Origin of the sequence: Coleofasciculus sp. (assembly GCF_046539235.1) — a bacterium.
In the GTDB taxonomy this organism is placed as follows: domain Bacteria; phylum Cyanobacteriota; class Cyanobacteriia; order Cyanobacteriales; family Coleofasciculaceae; genus Coleofasciculus.
Window position 1 is genome coordinate 12,794 of the sequence record NZ_JBKHHI010000004.1, and the last position, 19,970, is coordinate 32,763.

Sequence of the window (19,970 nt, forward strand, 5' to 3'; positions counted from 1 at the left end):
GGATACATAAAACCTCAAACCGGATAATCTCGCTAGAGGTGGAAACAAGGCAGGAGGCTCTAGGGCAGAAGGCAGGATTTTTGTAGGGGCTGGCGCATTCTTGCCAAAAATTAAGTACGAAGCCCAGAAGCTTTATCTAAGAATGCTTCGCCCAGCGCTCAGCACCAAAGCGACAAAATCGGTTAATTCGAGGGTGAGTAGGGGCTTGGTAATCAAGCCCCTACTCATAATCAAATCCTTCTTCTTATCCTCGAATTGAATCTGACATTAGTTTGCCCGGACTTCAGTTTAGTCCAGATGGAGAATTATTAGTAGTCGTTGCGCCAACGACGAATATTTGGCGACATTAAACCTTTTACCCAATTCGAGTATGAATAAGTCCATCATTTTGATGATTAGTCTGTGCAGCGTTCTCTTTTTTGGATGCTCTCAAGCCGAGACAGTTTCTAGTCAAGGGGAAACAGTACCACCAAAAACCATAACTCAAGTTCCCGACGCTCAAACGGCTAAACCCCTAACACCCGCAGAAGCTGATGTGTTAATTGCTGCCACAATTGAGGCAATTAATCAGGAAAATGTTAACTTCTTTATGCCCTACTTGATGGAACGCGATCGCGCCCCTGAAAATGTGCAAGCGGCACTCAACCATTATCAGGCTTATTTTCAAGGGGAAGAGATAACTGATTTTGAGCGTCTGGGTGTTGAACAACTGGGTGAAACAGGCAATCAAACCCCGATTCAACGCTTTAATTACCGCATCGCTAACCATGGTGGGATTAGTAAACAGATTGCTGTTTATCAAGACAAAACCATTCGGTTGGATGATACATTTTTGCTCTATTCAGTTTACGCTAACCGTTTAGTAGAACGGTATATAGATGCCATTCAAAGCCAAGACATTGACAAGCTGAGCGGAGTTTTGAATATTGAGGAAACCTTGTTTAGTCAAGACGAGTTGAGGGGAATCATATCACAATACAAGGATTTATTCTCTTTAGACTCACTCAATTATCAGTTTATTGGTGTAGAGTCTGAGCGTCAGCAGTTTCTTTATACTATTTCTGGACAAAATGGACGTGAGCATGAAATCAAAGTTATCTATGGTGACGGGTTGGTCAGTCTCCATGATCAGTTTATTCCTCTAAATAGATAACCGATTACTTCTATTGACTGCCCTAGAACTCGGTTGACGGTTCTCAGGGACGGGAAGAGGGACAACCCTCAACCCTTACCCACTCTTCTTTTTCGGTGACGCTGAGGATGAACGAGACCCAGCGCCGCCAATCCCGTCTTTATCTTGCGGTTGTCCGGGTAGTACATCCTGGTAAAGTTGCTGACGCCCATTGCGAATTACCCTCAGCATGTCAGTAAGCTGTTGCTCGATACTATTGAGTACAGAATCAGCATAATCATCCGCACCGTTTTGAATGTCTTCGCATTCTTCGAGTGCCAGTTGGCGCAGTTGTGCCAATTCCTGCTGGGCTTGTCGGCGCATCTGTTCAATGTCAGTCCGGGTTTGTTCCTGTAGCGTTTCACACTCTTGCTGAACCCGTTGCCGGATTTGCTTGGCTTCCAGTTCGGCTTGTTGCACAATCCCCATGTCATCCAGAATCTGTTGAGCTTGTCGTTCAGCGGCTTCTAGGATTTCTTGGGCATAGTCTTCTGCTTGTAGGAGAATATCTTCCCCTTGCTGAACAATCTTTTGAGATTTTTCAAACGCCTCTGGTAGACTCGCCCGCACCACATCCAATTGGGTTAAGAACGCTTCTTCATCAATCAAAGTGTACTTGGTCAAGGGGATGTGTGGGCTATCAAACAGCATGTCCTCTAGCTTAGTGAGTTCTCGCTGGATATCTACATCGGGGGTTCCAGAGGAAAGGCATTTCTCTGGGGGGTTGGGTTCTGGGAGTTGGTTGGGTTCGATGCGGGATGACTCTGGGCGTAACATCGGCAAATATCTAGGGCAACCTGCGGGGGAACAAGATGGTTAACAGATCCGCCAAATTTGGCAATCTCTTTCACTACGCTACTACTTAAAAAACTGTACTCGTTAGACGTGGCGAGAAAAACGGTTTCTATTTCATCCCAGAGGGTTTGATTGGTATGCGCCATCTGGAGTTCCTTCTCAAAGTCTGAAAGCACCCGTAGTCCCCGCAGTAAGACTTGAGCATTCTTGAGTTTGGCATAGTCCACAGTCAAACCTGTGAAGCTATCGATTTCGACATTCGACAGATGTTGGGTACAGCCGCGAATCTGTTGTACTCGCTCTTGTATTGTAAACAATGGCGATTTACTCGGGTTGCGGAGTACGGCAACAATGACGGTATCAAAGAGCTTACAGCTACGCTCAATGATATCGAGGTGTCCTAGAGTGATCGGATCGAAGCTGCCTGGATAAATTGCAATCACGACAGAGACATCTGGAGGGGTACTGAGGAATTATAAGCTGTTATGTATTTAATTTGATCGTTGAGGCTTTATCGCAGGAGGCAGAAGACTCCAGGGCAGAGAGCAAAGGAGACAGAAGCCAGATGGCAGATTAAGTAGGTCGGTGGAAATAAAGCGAACTATGTTAAGTTCTGTGAATGTTCCTCAAACCCTTACTGTTCCCTGTTAAGAAGTTCCCTGTTCCCTAATCTCAACCGTTAACTTTAATTGTCCCCACCTACTTAAAGGTGACTAATACCCCTGCCCAAGTCTACTCCCATTCTTGCCATTGATCGATCCAATCTTGAAAAAGGTCAAGAATTGGCTCACGTCGCTTGAAAATGTTAGCGGTTAGGCTGATAAAAATAATGCCAGCAATTATGAGCATAATCCACTTAGAGAATGGGTAGCGAAAACCCAAATAGACTAACTGGTAGAATACTGTAAAAATAAATGTGACCGTTCCCACCATTAAAAATGCCCGGACTTGCAGTCCTAATCCAGCCACAATAGCAACCAGACTAATTGTTCCCGGAATGAGTCCAACGTCTTGATGAAACCCTAACGCCACCAAACAGATTATGCCGCTACCCAGTAAGCGGAGGTAGTGACGCCAATTCCGTTTTTGCGGTAATCTTAATTCTGGATCAACTTGGGCGATGTAGAGGAAAAAATAGCCAATCACGGCAGCATACGCTAAGGGTTCAGTAACCTGCTGGCTTTGCAAAACGCGCCAAATTGCCCAATCGATGAAAAATAAACTTAAGTATGTCCAACGTAAATTAGATTGGCGATTGGTGACCCAGGCATAAAAACCTGCAAGAACCAATAAATTAAAAGCAGAGAGGGTTTGAGGATTGATTAAAATGCTCAGAAGAGGCAATATCGTGGCGTATCTTTGCCAAGGCTGCTCATTCCATCCCCACCGCCACCAGGACGTTTGATAAACAGCGATCGCGAATAGACTTGCAATGATGGCTCGCCAGGGATCAAATAGGCTTAACGGTGTCCACATCAAACGCGCATAAATACCAATAGCGACAACCTCGGTTAATCCGGCGTATATCCAGATGTGAGACTCTGGCAAAGGTGGGAAAGATGAGGGAGATGGGGAAGAAAACTGGCGTTGTTGAACTTGGACATTTCCTTGAAAAAACCCATAACTAGCCAGTAGCAAACTGATGATAAGTCCCACGAATCCCATCAGGTTAGGTGGGGTTCCTACAGACATCCCAGTTGCTAGAACCATCAAGACAGTACCCATTGCCCAGTGAATGTGGGCAGTAATTTCGATTTGGGTGACGCTGATATTAAAAACTGTAGCCCGATCGCGCGATAGGTTCCTTCTGAACAGGCTTTGCCAACGCAAAAACCAGGCGAGTGAACGATAAATACAGCAAATCACAGCCGCGATCGCTGCTAATATAATAAAGCTATCCCCAGGATTTCCCCCATCGGTTCGCAGGATTTGATAAATCACCAGTTCATACACAGCCAGGGAAATACCTGCCAGGGAAAGATAGATGATACCTCTGGCTTGGGGACGGTAATAGGCTACGCTGATGCCGATTAAAGCCGCACCAAGGGTAATCAATCCGGTATAGGGGGTGAAATAAAAAAAGTGCAAACTAATACCAATCAGGGTATAAATAACCAGTTCGTACCAAGCCAGGGAAATACCTGCCAGGAAAAGATAGGTGATGCCTTTGCCGGGAAGACGGCGACGCCCGACAATAATGCCCGTTAAAGCAGCACCTAGGGTGAGTAAACTTGTATAGGGGGTGAAATAAGAAAAGCGCAAATTAATGCCAATCAGGGCATAAACTAAGGGTAAATATTCCAGTACATCCCGCCAATTTTCGTCCCGGATTCCAGACGCGCCATGGCACGTCTCTACATCTTCCCCGTCTCCCCCGCCTAAACGGGTAAGCCACCAACGATTGAGAATTAGTGTTATAAATGCCAGGATAATGTTCGCGGCACCGAGGATTAAGGATGAACCATTAAGCAGTACAATCGCATTAGCTATTGTCAATTCTATTGCCCAACTAATGCCATAAATACTGAATTTGGGAAAAGAATGCCAATATCGGTAAAGAATAGCACCACCAATGAGCATTGATGCACTCAGGTACTGCCAACTGGCTGGAATGAATTCTAGATACATATTGGCGCTTTGTAGCGTCAGCAGTCCGAGTTCCATAGTAGACAAAGCCATTGCCCAGCGATCGCAGGCTTGAGCGTACAATTGAGCTAGCCTGCTAGACTGGGGCGTTAAGCCAGCCCGTAGCAGCCATAATCCGAAAATTGCGATCGCGCCCACCCAATACCAATCGGCTGGAGAGAGGGGGGACAATCCTGGAATTCCTTGTCCCAGACGTGCTACAGCAAAACTTAGGCTAAATCCAATCGTGATCGCGGCGGCTAAGGGTTGCTTGAGATAGCAGCTATTGATAAACATCACGAAAGTGGCGACACCCAAACCGATGAGTCTGATATCCGGTTGGAATAGGGTTAGCCCTTGGACGAGAAATAAGGCGATTACACTCCACCAAAATACTTGGATTTGCCTTGAGTTTAGCTCCTGATTGGGAGTAGAATCTGAGTCTAACTCAGTGTTGTCTACCGATGACAACGGATTAATCAGGGAATCCCTGAGTGACGCTATGGGAAAGGAATTAGCCTCTTTGTTCCCTTGGCGCGATCGCGTACTTCGGCTGGCAATGTCGGTTAAGCTTAACGGGGTTAACAGCCATAAGAGTCCCCAGGGTGGCGTGGAAGCGGGAACAAAAAATAGGTGAATAAAGATCTCATCAGCTAGCAAGACATAACTAAGTCCGGCTAGCACAAAACCTAGATACCAGCAACTGCGATACCAAATTTGTTTGACGACAGGGAATAGGGGATTCGGCTCGACAGTTTGCCCTTTGCTCAGATTCCATTCTGCCACCATCAGCGCCAAGAATAGAGTCGCCCAGAGGGGTTCCCTGAGAGTCGGTATCCATCTGTGAATCAAGAAACAGATGGTCAACAATCCACCAACATGGGTGAGGTAGACGAGAACAACTCGCACAAAATTAATCCGTTGACCGGGTGGCTGATATTTTTTATTGTGACTTAACTCGTCACGCCAGACTACGATAACGGGTTTATCCTGCGCGAATACGTGGAGATAGCGACGGTTATCGAGTCGCACTGATCACGCAATCTTTTAAACCACCAACGGGCGATCATATTCCTAGTGCAAGAAGGCAGAAATAACGCCAGCAGCTAATATCTCCCCCCGCTTCCCCTGCTCCCTCTGCTCCCCCTGCTTCATCGTATCTACGAAGCTGCTCAAGTATTTTTATGCCCGCTGCACTAGGGACTAGGTGGATGTGATGGCGCGATCGCTCACTCAAATGACTCTCCTGACTCAATGGCATTCTGCACCATGGCTTTGTTCAAGGAAACCGATGGAGTTTCCTGAGTATCAGAATTCCTCCCCAAGAGCTTCTCTACCATCGCACTCAATAAGCCTGATCGGATTTGACGCCAAGCCATTAGCTGTGCAGCATGTCCCTCCTGCTTGCACCACTGGGCGATAGCGCATGATAAGTCTTCTATTTTATCGGGTAACGGTTGAATCAAAAAAGCCAATTCCGCTAAGTCTTGTGGGGAAAAAAGTGAGCGTTGATGATGTAACAGTTCAACAAAAGCCGCAACATTTTGCTTATGGAATAAGTGGGACGTCTGTTGGACAACGTCTACTGGCAAATCTTGCAACTGAGCGATTTGCTCCAAGCTTAACCCAAACTGGAGCATGCGCGGGATGGCGGTTAACTTGGCTTTGAGTTCACCTTCTTCTAACCCTTCCTGCCTGCCTTCATCTAACCCTTCTTGCTTAGCTTCCTGATACACTTTGGTTTGTTTGAGTTCACTTAACCCTAACATGGCTTCTATCTCCTGACGGCTTTTTTGTGGTAATTTGTAAACGATGATTGTTTCGATTAGGTTAATCAGTTCAAAGAAGATACTGGGGAACTCTTTAAACAGGCTATAGAAGATGGTATCAGTTTTCACGTTCTCCTTGGGTAAAGGTGACACCGTTGACAATGGGTAGTATGCCAACCTCTGTTACCCCAAATTTCTATTCAGATTATATTGACAAAATTAATAATATATGGATCGAGAGGAGAGCGATCACGCCCTTGGCGGAAATCGCGCCCGTTCGTTATGGATAAGAGAAACACCTGTTCCCTGGGCGCAAGGCGACCGAATCCCTGTAGGGGCGACCCGCTTGCACTAATTGACAAAGCGTCTACTTAATTGACTCGGGTCGCCCTCTCCTCAATAATCTTATTTAAATTAGTTTTACAGTGCGATCGCATTTTGTGCCAACGGGCGATTGCATTCCTAGGGACACGATACTATCTAAACCTACTGTCCCAGGTGGATGTGGTGGCGCGATCGCTCACTCAAAGCACGTTGGCGGAATTGTTAGATAGTGATTCGGGCAATGATCCATCGGTGTATTTTCCTTATCTGGGAGCAAATAGGGATGGGTTTGATCATATTCGTTCCCTTGGGGATAACGTGTTTGGATTTGAGGATTTACCCAATGGCGGTGATCGGGACTACAATGATATGTTGATTCAAGTTGAAATCGCGTGAACTGAGAGTTATTCAGCCGCACTGATCAAGCAATCCTTTAAACCATAAACCACCTGCTGCTGTTCGGAGAAGGACAATTCTGGAAATATAGGTAGAGACAAAACCTGGTTACACACTTGCTCAACAACTGGAAAATCACCCACTTGATACCCTAAGCTCTGATAAACCGACTGCAAGTGCAACGGTAGGGGGTAATAAACCATCGAAATAATGCCCATCTGTTGCAGATGTTGGCGGATGTAATCTCGATAGTCACTGCTGCGGCTGTCTTTAGTTAGACGAATCGTGTACTGATTCCAAACAGCCTGACTTCCTAGAGTTTCTTGAGGTAAGGCGATTCCGGGAACAGGTTGTAATAACTGATGATACTGATCAGCAATCTGAGAGCGTGCTTGATTCCACTGATCGAGATAACCTAATTTGATTTGTAAAATGGTTGCTTGTAGAGCATCTAAACGGCTATTGATCCCTGTCGCTTCGTGGTGGTAGCGATCGCGCATTCCATGTTCCCGCAACATTCGTATTGTAGCTGCCAGGGTTGGGTCATTGGTAATCACAGCCCCCCCATCCCCACAAGCCCCTAAATTCTTGGTAGGAAAGAAGCTAAAACAGCCAATATGCCCAATGCTACCCACCTTTTGTCCCGCCCATTCCGCGCCTGTGGCTTGAGCGCAGTCTTCAATGACGGCTAAATCATGCGCCTGAGCGATGTCCATAATCGCCGTCATATCCACAGGCTGTCCAAACAAATGAACGGGTAGAATCGCCTTCGTTTTCGGCGTAATCGCCGCTGCAATCTGATCAACGTCAAGATTAAAGGTTTGGGGATCAATGTCCACAAAAATAGGTGTCGCCCCCACCCGGGTAATCACTTCCGCCGTAGCGATAAACGTGAAGGGCGTGGTAATCACCTCATCCCCTGCTCCAATCTGTAAGGCTCGCAGTGCCAGATACAAGGCGTCTGTGCCAGAGTTACAGGCGACACATTCGCTGGTATTCATGTACGCCGCAAATTGCTCCTCAAAGCCTTGAACCGGAAGCCCACCAACGTAACGTCCGGAGGTGAGTATCTCCTGAACAGCCACACTAACTTGTTTTTCAATGCGCTGATACTGTCGTGCCAGATCAATAGGGGGAATGTGATTCACTCGCTTACACCTAGACGTTTTTATCCAATAAATCAAATTTTGCGGCAAAAGGGAATCCGGCTGATGTGTACTCTCCTCAATCCATCACTTTGAGGTTGGAAATGGGCAAGAGTGATAAGTCTTGAGACGCTCAATCATGCAGCTAAACCTAGTACAAGAAGGCAGAAATAACGCCAACAGCTCCCCCAGCTCCCCAGACGTAGCATGCTACGTCTCTACATGCTCCCCCAGCTTCCCTATTTCCCCCATCCCCCCATCCTTCACAAACTCTTCAAACCATCTTCATCATAGCTACACCTAAAACTGCTCTGGAACAGGCAGACTAAGAAAAGCAGATGCACCCTGCCAGCCACAGCAGATGCACCCTGCTGAACCCTGAGTAAAACCCACATTATCGCCTAAATTTAAAAATTAGGCGATATGTGGGTCTTGTATTTATTTCCCGCGATCGCAGTTACTCTATCCGGAGGGTTTGGGACTGACTGACGTTCACGGGATTTGGAGAACCTCTCTCCAAACCTCTCTCCTGAAGAGAGAGAAGGCTTTGAATTCTCCCCCTTTTCTAGTGAAGTGGAGTATCCTGAAGCTGGATTCATGGCTATAGTTCCATTTCAGGATAGTCCAATGAGCGCTACAGGAAAACGATTTAGGCAGTTCCTCAAGTATCTAGGCTTAGTCGGTTTGACTACGGTGTTGACGGTTGCATTGGCGTGGCAAGATTTCCCCAGCCGAATGGGAATCCTGGAGGTGAATGCGGCAATTCCCGATACTTCAGTGGTTCAGGTTTCTACCCCAAATGCGGCTGAATTAGTGCAAGTAGTTGACTTCTCCGCTAGCTAAGGTCAGGGAGTCACCTCCCTGCCTCGCTTACAAAACCGGACGTGAGAGTTTCCCCTCATCCGGCTCCTCAGTGACTTGGGTAGCTGTCAATACTACCTCCAACCGAACCATCCTCGGCTGTTTTGCATCGTGGCAGTGTTTGTGTAAAAGCTGGAGATTATTGTATTCATCCTTACCACCTTTTGAGCGGGGGATGCTATGGTCGATTTCCCATATATCTCCGTCTCTGAAAAACAATTCGCAGTGGTTACACTTACCCTTTTGTCTTTTCAGTAGAGTTGCCTCTCTTGTTGAGATTTCGGGGTGTTTTCCCATTCTTGAACTCCAGTAAACTAGGTTGGCGTCGTATGGTGACGCTTCGCCTTTGACTTTCACATGACGGACTATGGGAGTCTCGCTATGCGTTCGTAACCGCGTTAGGTTTTCACCTCCTGCACTGGTTGCGAATACCCAGTTATTGTCGCCAATGGTTTTCCAGTATCTCTTGATAATCCACTGGATAGACTTTTGTGGATGGCGGCGTTTTGCCCAAGCCTTAAGCTTTTGAAACATTAGATGGTCTTGGTGTGTGTAAGCTTCCTTGCTTACTTTTGTTGAGTAGTAGTTTGCCCACCCTCGAATGATTGGATTAAGCTTTCCAATTAACGCTTGTTGGGTCGCTGTCCTGTGGGCGTAAATGATGTTAGCTACTTGCTCGTAATGTATCTTTTGCTTTTCTTGGCTTGGGGTGATGATTGTCTTAAACCCCAGTAGTTTGCCATTGTTCTTCCCGGAGTGGTATTTTCCGACCCGGAATTGCCGTATATTGAACCCAAGGAAGTTGAAGCCAGGGGTTTCCCCCTCATGTTCCTCAAGGGTATGGGCTAGGCTAGTTTTACTAGGCTTTAGTTCCAAGCCCATGCCTTTTAACCATTCAGAGATTATCTCCCTGCACCTTTGGACAACGGTTATGTCTTCGTGGAGAATTACGAAGTCGTCGGCGTACCGAACAAAGTTGGGAGCTGTGAATAATCCAGCGTATTTCCCATTCTTGTAAATCTTCCTTGTTGGGAAGGCTTGTGTTATCCGGTTCTCCATCCCGTGGAGGGCAATGTTAGCTAGTAGCGGCGAAATAACGCCACCCTGTGGTGTACCCTCAGATGTTGGAAACAACTGCTTGTTATCCATCACTCCCGACTTCAACCATGCTCGAATTTGTCGGCGGATGGTGGGGAATGTATTTAGTTTGTTGAGCAGTGCTTCATGGTCGATGCGGTCGAAACACTTGGCAATGTCGGCATCAAGCACGTATTTGGCTTTCTGACTAATTACCGTGAATATTTGCTCAATCGCATCATGGCATGAGCGCCCTGGTCGGAACCCGTATGAGTTAGGTTCAAATCGCGCTTCCCATTCTGGCTCTAGTGCCAGTTTGACAAGTGCTTGCAAGGCTCGGTCTTTCATTGTCGGGATGCCCAGTGGTCGCTTCTCCTCCGTCCCCGGTTTGGGAATCCATACTCTCCGGGTTGGAGCGACTTTTGAGCTTAACTTGAGGTTGGCAACTAGGGCGAGACGTTGCTTTGGGGTCAGGCTTTTCAACCCATCCATTCCCGCCGTCTTCTTACCCTGGTTGTCTTGCGTGATCCGTCTGACCGCTAAACATCTTGCTGACCAGGACTTCATCAGCGTCTTCTGGAGTCTGCGAACTGCTTTCACATCACCACGTTGAGAGGCTCGATAAATTCGCTTTTGGAGCTTAAAGACACGCCGCTCCAGCTTGCGCCAGTTAATGTGTCTCCATTCCACCATCGGTTTGACCCGTGTTTTAGACATTTGTACTCCCTACTTGCAACTTTATCTTCCACTTCACCGCGAGTCTGTCTGCATATCCTTGCCATTACAGCAAGGCATTCGCTTCTGACTCAATCCCACCCGTTCGCAGCATCCGGTTAGCACCTGCTCAGGGAATCGACCACCTGAGAGCATACGAGGGGTTACTTCGTTCCTGATAGCCATTGATTGAACCTTTAGAGTTGATGCTGTCCACCGGGATTATTGGGAGTGCTTGCTGATAATATCGGGACTTATCAGCCCCTAATCCGTTGCCTTTTTGGCTCCAGCGCATAAAGCCTTATTTCGCTGGTTCGCTTTGACGATGGTTCAGATGCATCTTCGCTTACGCTACTCATAGATTCTTGCTAAAGGGATTGCCGACTTGGGCTGCCAGCTACCTTCTTTCGCCCCGCTTTACCAATTTGATGGCTAGTCTCCTCGGTAGGGGTCGTGCTTTCACCACTGCACCTGTGGGGAGGGATTTGTCTTTCTGTTATTGGGCATGAGACTCACCCTCATGGCTATCAAGTTGTCAAGGTTCAGTTAGGATTGCTCCCTTCTATGTCCCTTGCCTCTCATCCTTGAGTATTGCTACTCATTTCGAGAGAACGAATCGCAGCCCGGTTGAAACGCGGGGGCTTTCACCATCGCTATTCTGTAAAAAACGGTATCAGTTGGGTGAATTTGCCGCCGCTGTAACCGCTTGGCAACAGGCAGCCGATCTCTTTGCCAGTCAAGGGGATTCCCTGAATCAAGCCATGGTACTGAGCAATCTAGCACTCGCCTATCAGCAGTTGGGACAGTGGACGCCAGCGAATCAGGCAATTGAGAAGAGTTTACACCTTTTGCAAACTGAAACAGCTAGTCGCGATCGCACCAGGATTTTGGCGCAGGTGCTGAATACCCAGGGGAAGCTGCAATTGGCACAGGGACAACCGGAACAGGCGCTGAAAACCTGGGAAGCGGCGACAGCAACCTATCAGCAAGTTGGCGATGAAACTGGGGTGGTGCGTAGCTTGATGAATCAGGCGCAAGCCTTGCGAGTTCTGGGGTTTTATCCGCGAGTTAGGGCGACTTTAGAACAGGTGAACCAACTTTTGCAAAATCAGCCGGATTCGGCGATCAAGGCGGCGGGATTATTAAGTTTTGGCGATACGTTGCGCTTGGTGGGTGACTTGGAAGAATCTGAAACAGTGTTGCAGGAAAGTTTAGCGATTGCCCAAAAGTTAGACTTATCCTCAGGGATTACGGCGGCGTTTTTGAGCTTGGGGAATACGGCGTATAGTCAGGGAAAATTAAAGGCGGCGATTGATTTTTATCAGAACGCGATCGCGGCTTCTATTTCACCGACTACAACCCTACAGGCGCAGTTAAATCAACTGCGTTTATTTATAGAACTAGAAAATTGGGCAGAAGCGAAAGCATTAGCGCAGAGCATTCAGTCCCAATTTGCCAATTTACCGACAAATCGCAGCACGATTTATGCCCGAATTAATTTTAGCCAAAGCTTTCTAAAACTGTGGCGTCATGAATCAGTGGTTGTAGGGGCGGGTTTTACCAATACCCTTCCAGAGATAACCCCTAACGGAACTAAACCCGCCCTGAACCCACAAACAGTTGCTCAAATTCTGACAACCGGAATTGAGCAAGCAAAAGAGTTAGGAGACAAACGGGCGGAATCTTACAGCTTGGGTTATTTGGGTCAGATTTACGAGTATATTCAACAATGGTCTGAAGCGAAAACCCTAACAGAACAAGCGTTGCTGTTGGCGCAATCGGTCAATTCTCCTGATATTGCTTATTTGTGGCAATGGCAGTTAGGACGACTACTGAAAGCCCAGATAGACCGAGGAATTGCTGATGATTCCGCTTATCCTAGTGCCGTTGCTGCTTATCAAGAAGCGATTCATTCTCTCAATTCCCTACGGAATGATTTAGTGGCGACAAATTTAGAGTTACAGTTCTCATTTCGAGAAAGTGTAGAACCGATTTATCGCCAACTTGTTAGCTTATTGTTGCAACCGGGGAATAAAGCAGTTAGTCAGGAGAATTTAGTTCAAGCCCGTGAGGTGATTGAATCGCTACAATTGGCAGAATTAGATAACTTCTTTCGCGAGGCTTGTTTGACGGCGCAACCGGAACCTGTTGACCAAGTTGATGCGAATGCGGCGGTGATTTATCCGATTATTTTACCGGATCGAGTAGAGGTGATTGTCGCGATCGCCAATCAACCGCTACGACATTACGCGACTAATATATCTGAGACGGAAGTAGAAACGGTTCTGGCTCAAACCCGCCGTTCTCTGCGACGAGTGGCGAGCGATCGCGAACGATTACCCTTGTTTAAACAATTGTACAATTGGTTGGTGCAACCGATTGAGACAGAGTTAGTCGAATCTGAGATTAAAACCTTGGTGTTTGCCTTAGATGGTTCCCTCAAGAGTATACCCATGGCAGCATTATATGATGGTGAAAACTATCTGATTGAAAAATACAGTGTCGCCCTGACTCCCAGTCTACAAATCCTGGAACCCCAACCGTTAACCCGCACCCCGATTAAGGTGTTAGTGGGGGGATTGAGTGAGGCAAAACAGAATTTTCCCCCGTTACCCGGTGTGGAGTCGGAGGTGCAGCAGATTCAGGCGGAGATTCCGGCGCAGGTGCTGCTAAATCAGCAGTTTACTAGCGCGGCGATGCAAAAAGAGATAAGTGCTGCGTCATTTCCGGTGGTTCATTTAGCCACTCATGGTCAGTTTAGTTCTGATGCTGAAGATACCTTTATTTTGGCGTGGGATGATCGCGTCAATGTGAAACAATTGGGTGAAGTTCTCCAGGCGCGGGAGGAAAGGGAACGTCAACCCTTGGAATTGCTGGTATTGAGTGCCTGTCAAACCGCCGCAGGGGATCAGCGTGCGGCGTTGGGAATAGCGGGAGTTGCGGTGCGATCGGGAGCGCGGAGTACGTTGGCGACGTTATGGTCAGTGGATGATCAGTCTACAGCGATGTTAATGGTGAAATTTTATCAGGAATTGGCACAAGCCAATGTCACCAAGGCGGAAGCATTGCGTCAGGCTCAATTGGCGCTATTGCAGCAGTCGAGATTTAGACATCCTTATTATTGGTCACCGTTTGTTTTGCTGGGAAATTGGCTTTGAATGCTTTTGTCGTAAGGGAACCTTAGCTCTATATTCTTTTGGGTTTGTTTAGCTCAAGTTCAACTACAACCTATGTAATCTTTTGTAGCAAAACTCAATATCCATCGAAAAAACCTTTAAATAACTATGGGAATAATAGATAAGAGATACAGCTAGACATCATATAGAATATTTAAATGGAAAAAGCTTGACTGCCAAGTTTTTTTATATTAGGGTTTTAATAGACCAGGCTTCGCCCCCTAAACTGGGCGAATTGACCCCTCCTAGAGTACACCAATTTAACAATTTCTCAAAGCATTGGATTTGAGAGAAATATAGTCATACGGCTAGACGATACCGTAGGGACACTATTAACTATTCATTCCAAAAACAAGCTCAATCAAAGCGATACGTTTGTTGAGGAATTGTGACTAGGAAATCATTATGGTTTGGACTCAACTCCCTCGATACCTCGCACTTATTTCAGCCTCAGTGTTATTAGAACTGGGAATAGTTCCGAGTTTCTTCATTGCAACACAGGCACAGACCCAAACGCCCTCTCACGTTCAGTCAAAACGGATCATTTTTAAACCAAACCGAGACCAACCTGCACCCGATATTACCACAGGTGGAGGAAGGCGCAATGATGGACAATGTTCCCAGGATCAACCTGTTGCAGGAGAGGCTACCAATTCTCAATTACTAACGGTACTCGTACCCTCGGTTTTAGTTACCCCAGAGTTTAAGCAATCAGCTCCATCCCCGGTTCCGATTAATTTTCAGTTGACTGTATCAGAGAACCCAACGTTTCTGGTTTATGTTCCTGAAACCTCTGCTAATGTCCTAGAACTGAGAATAGAAGGTGAGGAAGGTCAGCAAGTTGGTGAAACTGCCCGGAGAGAGTTAACAGAAACTCCAGGAATTTATCGCATCAGTTTACCGGAAACTACGCTCCCATTGGATGTAGGAAAGGACTATAAATGGTTAGTGTCAATGACCTGTCAAGTCGGTGATCCCAATGATCCCTTTGTCGAGGGATTAATCCGCCGTGTCTCACCGGATTCAAGGCTGACACGTTCATTAGACCAAGTGAGTGGTTTGGATCAAGTTGCAGTATATGCTGAAGCTGGGATTTGGCAGGACGCGATCGTCAATCTGGCTGCACTTCGCCAAACTCAACCGAATAACCCAGAGGTGGTATCTGCGTGGGCAAACTTGTTGCAATATGTTGAGTTAGAAGATATTACTCACGCACCGTTGATATCAAATTTTGAAGATATACAGGTTAGTGAAAATAATGCCAACGAGTAACGTGGCAATCGAGTGGTGTGGCGCAGCTAATTTTATGAATTAGTCCCGTAGGGGCGCACCGACGTGCGCCCTGGACTGACCTGCGCCTAGACAAGGCTTTCACCCAGCCCACTGTGCCACGCTACCCCAAAAAACAACTGGTGGATTAAATTTTGTAACAGATTATATTCTCCAATGAGAAATAATCTAAGCTGCATTTAATTCCCCTCGTAGATTTTCTGTCAATCGACTAATTTTCAGGGTTTCGCATCGTACTAACAACGCTGGCGCTAAAACACAGCCAGCCGGATGTAGCTGCCACGATGAGGATTTAATCATGGGAAAGACAACAGGTTACGCTTCACTTTTGAGCAGTCTCTCGGTTACTATTTTGGCGAGTTTGAGTCCAGTTTCGGCTCAAATTGTGCCGGATAATACACTTCCGGTCAATTCCCAGGTGACAGGGTGTCCGGTTTGCCTAATTGAAGGGGGAACGGTGCGGGGAGTGAATCTATTTCATAGTTTTGAAGAATTTTCCGTGCAGACAGGGGGTGAGGCATTCTTTAATAATGCCTTGGATATTGAGAATATTTTCGGTAGGGTAACGGGTGCTAATATCTCGGATATTGATGGGTGGATTCGGGCAAATGGCACGACGAATCTGTTTTTAATTAATCCCAACGGCATTATTTTTGGTGAGAATGCGAGGTTGGATGTTGGCGGTTCATTTGTCGCCTCTACTGCCAATAGTTTTACCTTTCCCGATGGCAGTGAATTTAGTGCGACCAATCCCCAAGCACCGCCATTGTTGACGATTAATATCACACCGGGATTGCAGTATGGTGCAAATTCTCCTAGAGGAACGATTGCGAATCTACCATCGATACCATTATGGAAAAGTCATTCAGCACCTCTGCCGCTAGTACGGGAGGCAGAGCCTCTATAGCACTACGCAGACACGTTAGGACAAATTAAGGAAAATTCAAAATCGCTCAATTCCCTGATTTAGTAAGCTTTTTTCTTGACTATTGCCTATTGCCTATTGCCTGGCGCGTAGCGCTATACAAAGACATTCTTAGGCGGAGCCTGGGAACGAGGGTATCGGAAATTAATCTGAGGAAAACTGACGTAAATAATAAAGTACGGCGGCGATTTCTGGAGGAATACCTGTAAATCGAATACCAAAATGATTTGGACTATCTACCGATTTTTCCACGACTTTCGCATAAATATCTCCTAATCCTTTTGCTTTTTTTGTACCCATGACTAAATTAATCTTTAGATTACTGAACAACTCGATAGGCTGTTTACTGCAAATCTCAGCCCCATGAGCAGATAATTTGATAATTTTTCCCTGACAGACTATCTCCTCCAAATGCTTCCCCTTTAAAACCGTGTAGTATATTGGAATTTCCTGGATTAAAACGACAAAATCGTCCTCTGGCTTCGGTAAAAACAAATTAAACTTACTACCTATTCCACCAATTTCATAAATCGTGATTGGTTCAAAAAATCCCTTGGGGTGAACGTGAAGTTATCCATCAACTCGGAGAATTGAACCCATCTTTTTAAACAGCTCCTCGGAAATCAAAACTTGTCCACCCACCGTATAGGATTCAATTCGGGATGCCAAATTAACTGGACTACCAATTACAGAATACTTTGCCCGTTTTTGTGATCCAATATTTCCAGCTAATACCTCTCCCCCATGAATGCCAATTCCCATTTCTAAGGGGGGCAAATTTAGGGTTTCATTGTACTGATTAATCTCAGACATTGCCAATTGCATAGCAATCCCACAAGCGATCGCACGTTGGCAATCGTCTTCTCGCTCAATCGGCGCACCAAACATGACCAGAATCCCATCCCCCATGAACTCATTAATCACACCCTGATACTGATCAACCACATCCGTCATCACCTCCAAGTAATGGTTAATCACCCTCACCCCTGTCTCCGGTGACACTCGTTCGGACATGGCGGAAAATCCCCTTAAATCGGAAAACAGAATCGTAACCTGGTGGTTTTCTCCACCTAAGCGCAATCCCTGAGGCGTCTCCAGCAAATTCGCCACCACTGCATCAGTGACATAGCGACCAAATATCTGGCGCATCTGACCCGCACCGTAAGCTATATACCCAATAATCGCGATCGCAGACCCAGTTAACCCCAGAACAGGCGGAACCACAGGAATCCACCATCCCTGCAAAAATGCCCAGTAACAGCCACCAACCAAGCCACCGCCAACAAAAATAAGACTCACCACCTTAATAGGCGATCGCAGTGTCACACCCCCCTGATAGCGTTGTCCCCAGGTCAATATCGCCCCCACTACCGTCCAAGCTACAATCCACAGGATTTCCCAGGGTTCCGACCAAACCTGAATCAGGGGACGCCCCTCTAACGCCGCACTCAGCATCTGACTCACGACATCGGCATGAATTTCTACCCCGGCTGATCGACTCACCAATCCCCGACTATAAGGTGTGAAAAAGTTATCGGCGACACTTTCACCCGTGATTCCTATTAAAATGACGCGATCGCGTCCCCAATCTTTTGGTATTTTTCCCTCTAAAACATCCGTGAACGAAATCGACTGAAACCCTTGTCCAAGATTGCGAAAATTAGAGATAATCTGAAATCCACCTGCATCTGTCCGAACATAGCCCCCATCATGTTTATTGAAACGGGTAAAAATAGCTTGACCTAACCGATACTGAGTTCCTGCCTCATCTATTGGCTCCAGCGTAATCCCTTCCGCCTCTAAATAGGTCAAAGCCAACATCGTACTAAAACTAGGGATAATGTCCCCCGATGGAGTTCCCAGAGACAGTAAACTGCGACGAATCTTACCATCACTATCCACGACCAAATCATTCGCCCCAATCTGACCCAACTCGTTCAATACTGGTGGTGGATTAACGGCTGTTCCCGACCCATCTCCAGCTACTTTACGAATCCCAATTAAATTCGGCGTTGATTTAAACACCTCGACCAATTCCTGATGCCCAGGTTCTACAGGTAAATCCCGATACAGATCCAAACCAATGGCTCTGGGTTGTTGTTGTTTGAGTATGTTTAGTAATTGGGCAAGGGTTTGAGCAGAGGGGGGCCAGTTGCCGAGTTTTTGGATATCCTGTTCATTAATCTCAACAATCACAATCCGCGAGTCCACCGCTTCAGGGGGACGCCAGCGAAAAAATTGATCCAGGGCGGCGAGTTCCAGTTCTTGCAGCCATCCCGCCCAACGTAACCCAATAACGATTCCAGCTACAGTAGGAGCCGCAATGAACACACCCCGCCATTGCCAGAGTTGTTTTCTCAGCGTTGCCCACATACACTCAATCGACCCCCGGAAAGAGACAGGTTTAGCTGTTATCTTACCCTCTAAGCCGTCGGATAAAATTATGAGACGAGGGAACAGGGAATAGCGAACAGGGAATGGTTGTAGTGCGAGCGTCTCGCTCGCTATTGTGTATTTGTCTTCCTCGTGTGGGGTTACTCCACCTTTCGGGTTCTCCTCTAAAGTACGAGAAGGCTTCGTCTTAAACTGATAAGTAGATTGGTGAAAATAAATTCAACCATATTAAGTTATGTAAACCCAACTCAAATCCTTACATAAACGTAGCTTGCTTGGCGCTCCCTTGAGTAAGCTGTCATGCATTTAAATTGGGTATTAGTAGCGAGCAAGATGCAAAGCCTGCGGCATGGCTTCGCTAAAGCCTGCGGCATGGCTTCGCTAAACGCACTACAAGGATTGCGCCATTATTGATATTAAGGTTTAAATGCCGAACAGCTTATGACGAATGACGATTACCACCGTTAACTTTAACAGTCTCTACCTACTTAAAACTGATGCCAATCAGCCAACACGAAACCCAAATTCCCCTACACCTGTGGACCGTTGAAGACTATCACCGGATGGCAGAAGTGGGCATTTTATCACCTGATCAACCCGTCGAATTAATAGCCGGACAGATTATCCGAAAAATGAGTCCCCAAGGAACACCCCATGCGACAGCCATTACCCTAACCCGATTGCTGTTAGAAGATAACTTAAGACAACAAGTGCTAGTCAGGACGCAACTTCCCGTAACATTAAGCGATCGCTCAGAACCTGAACCCGATGTGGCGGTGGTTATGCCCGATGTCTTACGCTACCTGGATCATCATCCTCACCCCTCAGAAATCTATCTGATTATTGAAGTTGCCGATAGAACACTCAATACAGACTGCGGTATTAAGGCAAATGATTATGCCAACTCTGACATTCAAGAGTACTGGGTGCTAAATCTCAAGCAACGTCAACTGCACGTTTTTCGAGAACCGACTCCACAAGGGTATCAGCGAGAGATAATCCTGGCGGAAAATGATCGGATTTCTCCATTACAGTTTCCGAATTTGAGCATCGAAGTGACGCAGATGTTGCCACCTAGGTTCTAGGGTAGGGGTTTGGTTACCAAACTCCTAACGGTGATGATGTCTTGAATCTAACGTTTCACGGGAAGTCTATAAACCTGAGTCGGGGCGGGTTTAGTTACTTATGGGTGCAACTGAAAAGATAGTAGTGAAACCCGCCCCTACACACTTAACACTCACGTTGCACCACATACCGTGACAAGTCAGGTCAAGAATAGGGTTAAACTAGGAAAACTGGCAGCAACTC

General features: G+C 46.6%; 15 protein-coding genes. 7 read left to right on the plus strand and 8 right to left on the minus strand.

What is annotated here, in order from left to right:
• Positions 1-370 precede the first annotated feature (370 nt).
• Complete coding sequence (locus ACLFWI_RS01005; RefSeq protein WP_446411345.1) at positions 371-1,153, plus strand: hypothetical protein; 783 nt, start codon at positions 371-373, stop codon at positions 1,151-1,153.
• A 75-nt stretch (positions 1,154-1,228) separates the two neighbouring features.
• On the opposite strand, the gene ACLFWI_RS01010 is transcribed toward ACLFWI_RS01005, so the two are convergent.
• From ACLFWI_RS01010 to ACLFWI_RS01025, 4 genes are all read right to left on the minus strand, one after another.
• Positions 1,229-1,948 carry an ATP synthase F0 subunit B gene (locus tag ACLFWI_RS01010; RefSeq protein WP_446411346.1) on the minus strand — a complete coding sequence of 240 codons (720 nt, stop codon included), beginning with the start codon at positions 1,946-1,948 and terminating at the stop codon, positions 1,229-1,231.
• The gene (gene coaD, locus ACLFWI_RS01015) at positions 1,855-2,409 is read right to left on the minus strand and encodes a pantetheine-phosphate adenylyltransferase (RefSeq protein WP_446409777.1); all 555 of its coding nucleotides are present in this window, start codon (positions 2,407-2,409) and stop codon (positions 1,855-1,857) included. The genes ACLFWI_RS01010 and coaD overlap by 94 nt, the downstream gene beginning before the upstream one ends.
• A gap of 289 nt (positions 2,410-2,698) precedes the next feature.
• On the minus strand, positions 2,699-5,623 hold the full coding sequence (locus ACLFWI_RS01020) for a hypothetical protein (protein ID WP_446411347.1): 2,925 nt from the start codon (positions 5,621-5,623) through the stop codon (positions 2,699-2,701).
• 197 nt (positions 5,624-5,820) lie between these two features.
• Positions 5,821-6,537: an Rpn family recombination-promoting nuclease/putative transposase gene (locus ACLFWI_RS01025; protein WP_446411348.1), complete on the minus strand. Its 717-nt coding sequence runs from the start codon at positions 6,535-6,537 to the stop codon at positions 5,821-5,823.
• 198 nt (positions 6,538-6,735) lie between these two features.
• On the opposite strand from ACLFWI_RS01025, the gene ACLFWI_RS01030 reads away from it, so the two are divergent.
• A complete protein-coding gene (locus tag ACLFWI_RS01030) occupies positions 6,736-7,080 on the plus strand; it encodes a DUF4114 domain-containing protein (protein ID WP_446409774.1) in 345 nt (114 codons plus the stop codon).
• Between the two features lie 8 nt (positions 7,081-7,088).
• On the opposite strand, the gene ACLFWI_RS01035 is transcribed toward ACLFWI_RS01030, so the two are convergent.
• Positions 7,089-8,228 (minus strand): DegT/DnrJ/EryC1/StrS family aminotransferase, encoded by a 1,140-nt coding sequence (locus tag ACLFWI_RS01035; RefSeq protein ID WP_446411349.1) that lies wholly within the window; start codon positions 8,226-8,228, stop codon positions 7,089-7,091.
• Between the two features lie 594 nt (positions 8,229-8,822).
• Between ACLFWI_RS01035 and ACLFWI_RS01040 the strand changes: the two genes are divergently transcribed.
• The gene (locus tag ACLFWI_RS01040; protein ID WP_446411350.1) at positions 8,823-9,068 is read left to right on the plus strand and encodes a hypothetical protein; all 246 of its coding nucleotides are present in this window, start codon (positions 8,823-8,825) and stop codon (positions 9,066-9,068) included.
• Positions 9,069-9,095: 27 nt separating this feature from the next.
• Here the strand turns inward: ACLFWI_RS01040 and ltrA are convergent, their stop codons facing one another.
• Positions 9,096-10,880, minus strand: coding sequence for a group II intron reverse transcriptase/maturase (ltrA, locus tag ACLFWI_RS01045; RefSeq protein WP_446411351.1), 1,785 nt, complete (start codon positions 10,878-10,880; stop codon positions 9,096-9,098).
• A gap of 581 nt (positions 10,881-11,461) precedes the next feature.
• On the opposite strand from ltrA, the gene ACLFWI_RS01050 reads away from it, so the two are divergent.
• The 3 genes from ACLFWI_RS01050 to ACLFWI_RS01060 all read left to right on the plus strand — a co-directional run bounded on the left by ACLFWI_RS01050 (position 11,462) and on the right by ACLFWI_RS01060 (position 16,250).
• Positions 11,462-14,035 carry a CHAT domain-containing protein gene (locus ACLFWI_RS01050; RefSeq protein WP_446411352.1) on the plus strand — a complete coding sequence of 858 codons (2,574 nt, stop codon included), beginning with the start codon at positions 11,462-11,464 and terminating at the stop codon, positions 14,033-14,035.
• 423 nt (positions 14,036-14,458) lie between these two features.
• Positions 14,459-15,325, plus strand: coding sequence for a DUF928 domain-containing protein (locus ACLFWI_RS01055; protein ID WP_446411353.1), 867 nt, complete (start codon positions 14,459-14,461; stop codon positions 15,323-15,325).
• A gap of 316 nt (positions 15,326-15,641) precedes the next feature.
• Positions 15,642-16,250, plus strand: coding sequence for a filamentous hemagglutinin N-terminal domain-containing protein (locus ACLFWI_RS01060; protein WP_446410845.1), 609 nt, complete (start codon positions 15,642-15,644; stop codon positions 16,248-16,250).
• A 162-nt stretch (positions 16,251-16,412) separates the two neighbouring features.
• On the opposite strand, the gene ACLFWI_RS01065 is transcribed toward ACLFWI_RS01060, so the two are convergent.
• Both ACLFWI_RS01065 and ACLFWI_RS01070 read right to left on the minus strand, forming a co-directional pair.
• Positions 16,413-16,763 carry a PilZ domain-containing protein gene (locus tag ACLFWI_RS01065; RefSeq protein ID WP_446411354.1) on the minus strand — a complete coding sequence of 117 codons (351 nt, stop codon included), beginning with the start codon at positions 16,761-16,763 and terminating at the stop codon, positions 16,413-16,415.
• Between the two features lie 75 nt (positions 16,764-16,838).
• Complete coding sequence (locus ACLFWI_RS01070; RefSeq protein ID WP_446411355.1) at positions 16,839-18,641, minus strand: CHASE2 domain-containing protein; 1,803 nt, start codon at positions 18,639-18,641, stop codon at positions 16,839-16,841.
• A 518-nt stretch (positions 18,642-19,159) separates the two neighbouring features.
• On the opposite strand from ACLFWI_RS01070, the gene ACLFWI_RS01075 reads away from it, so the two are divergent.
• A complete protein-coding gene (locus tag ACLFWI_RS01075; RefSeq protein WP_446411146.1) occupies positions 19,160-19,747 on the plus strand; it encodes a Uma2 family endonuclease in 588 nt (195 codons plus the stop codon).
• Positions 19,748-19,970: the final 223 nt, after the last annotated feature.

Coding starts and splice junctions, on each gene's coding strand:
- ACLFWI_RS01055 (WP_446411353.1), top strand. CDS start 14,459: ATGGTTTGGACTCAACTCCCTCGATACCTCGCACTTATTTCAGCCTCA.
- ACLFWI_RS01070 (WP_446411355.1), bottom strand. CDS start 18,641: ATGTGGGCAACGCTGAGAAAACAACTCTGGCAATGGCGGGGTGTGTTC.
- ACLFWI_RS01005 (WP_446411345.1), top strand. CDS start 371: ATGAATAAGTCCATCATTTTGATGATTAGTCTGTGCAGCGTTCTCTTT.
- ACLFWI_RS01075 (WP_446411146.1), top strand. CDS start 19,160: ATGCCAATCAGCCAACACGAAACCCAAATTCCCCTACACCTGTGGACC.
- ACLFWI_RS01040 (WP_446411350.1), top strand. CDS start 8,823: ATGGCTATAGTTCCATTTCAGGATAGTCCAATGAGCGCTACAGGAAAA.
- ltrA (WP_446411351.1), bottom strand. CDS start 10,880: ATGTCTAAAACACGGGTCAAACCGATGGTGGAATGGAGACACATTAAC.
- ACLFWI_RS01010 (WP_446411346.1), bottom strand. CDS start 1,948: ATGTTACGCCCAGAGTCATCCCGCATCGAACCCAACCAACTCCCAGAA.
- ACLFWI_RS01060 (WP_446410845.1), top strand. CDS start 15,642: ATGGGAAAGACAACAGGTTACGCTTCACTTTTGAGCAGTCTCTCGGTT.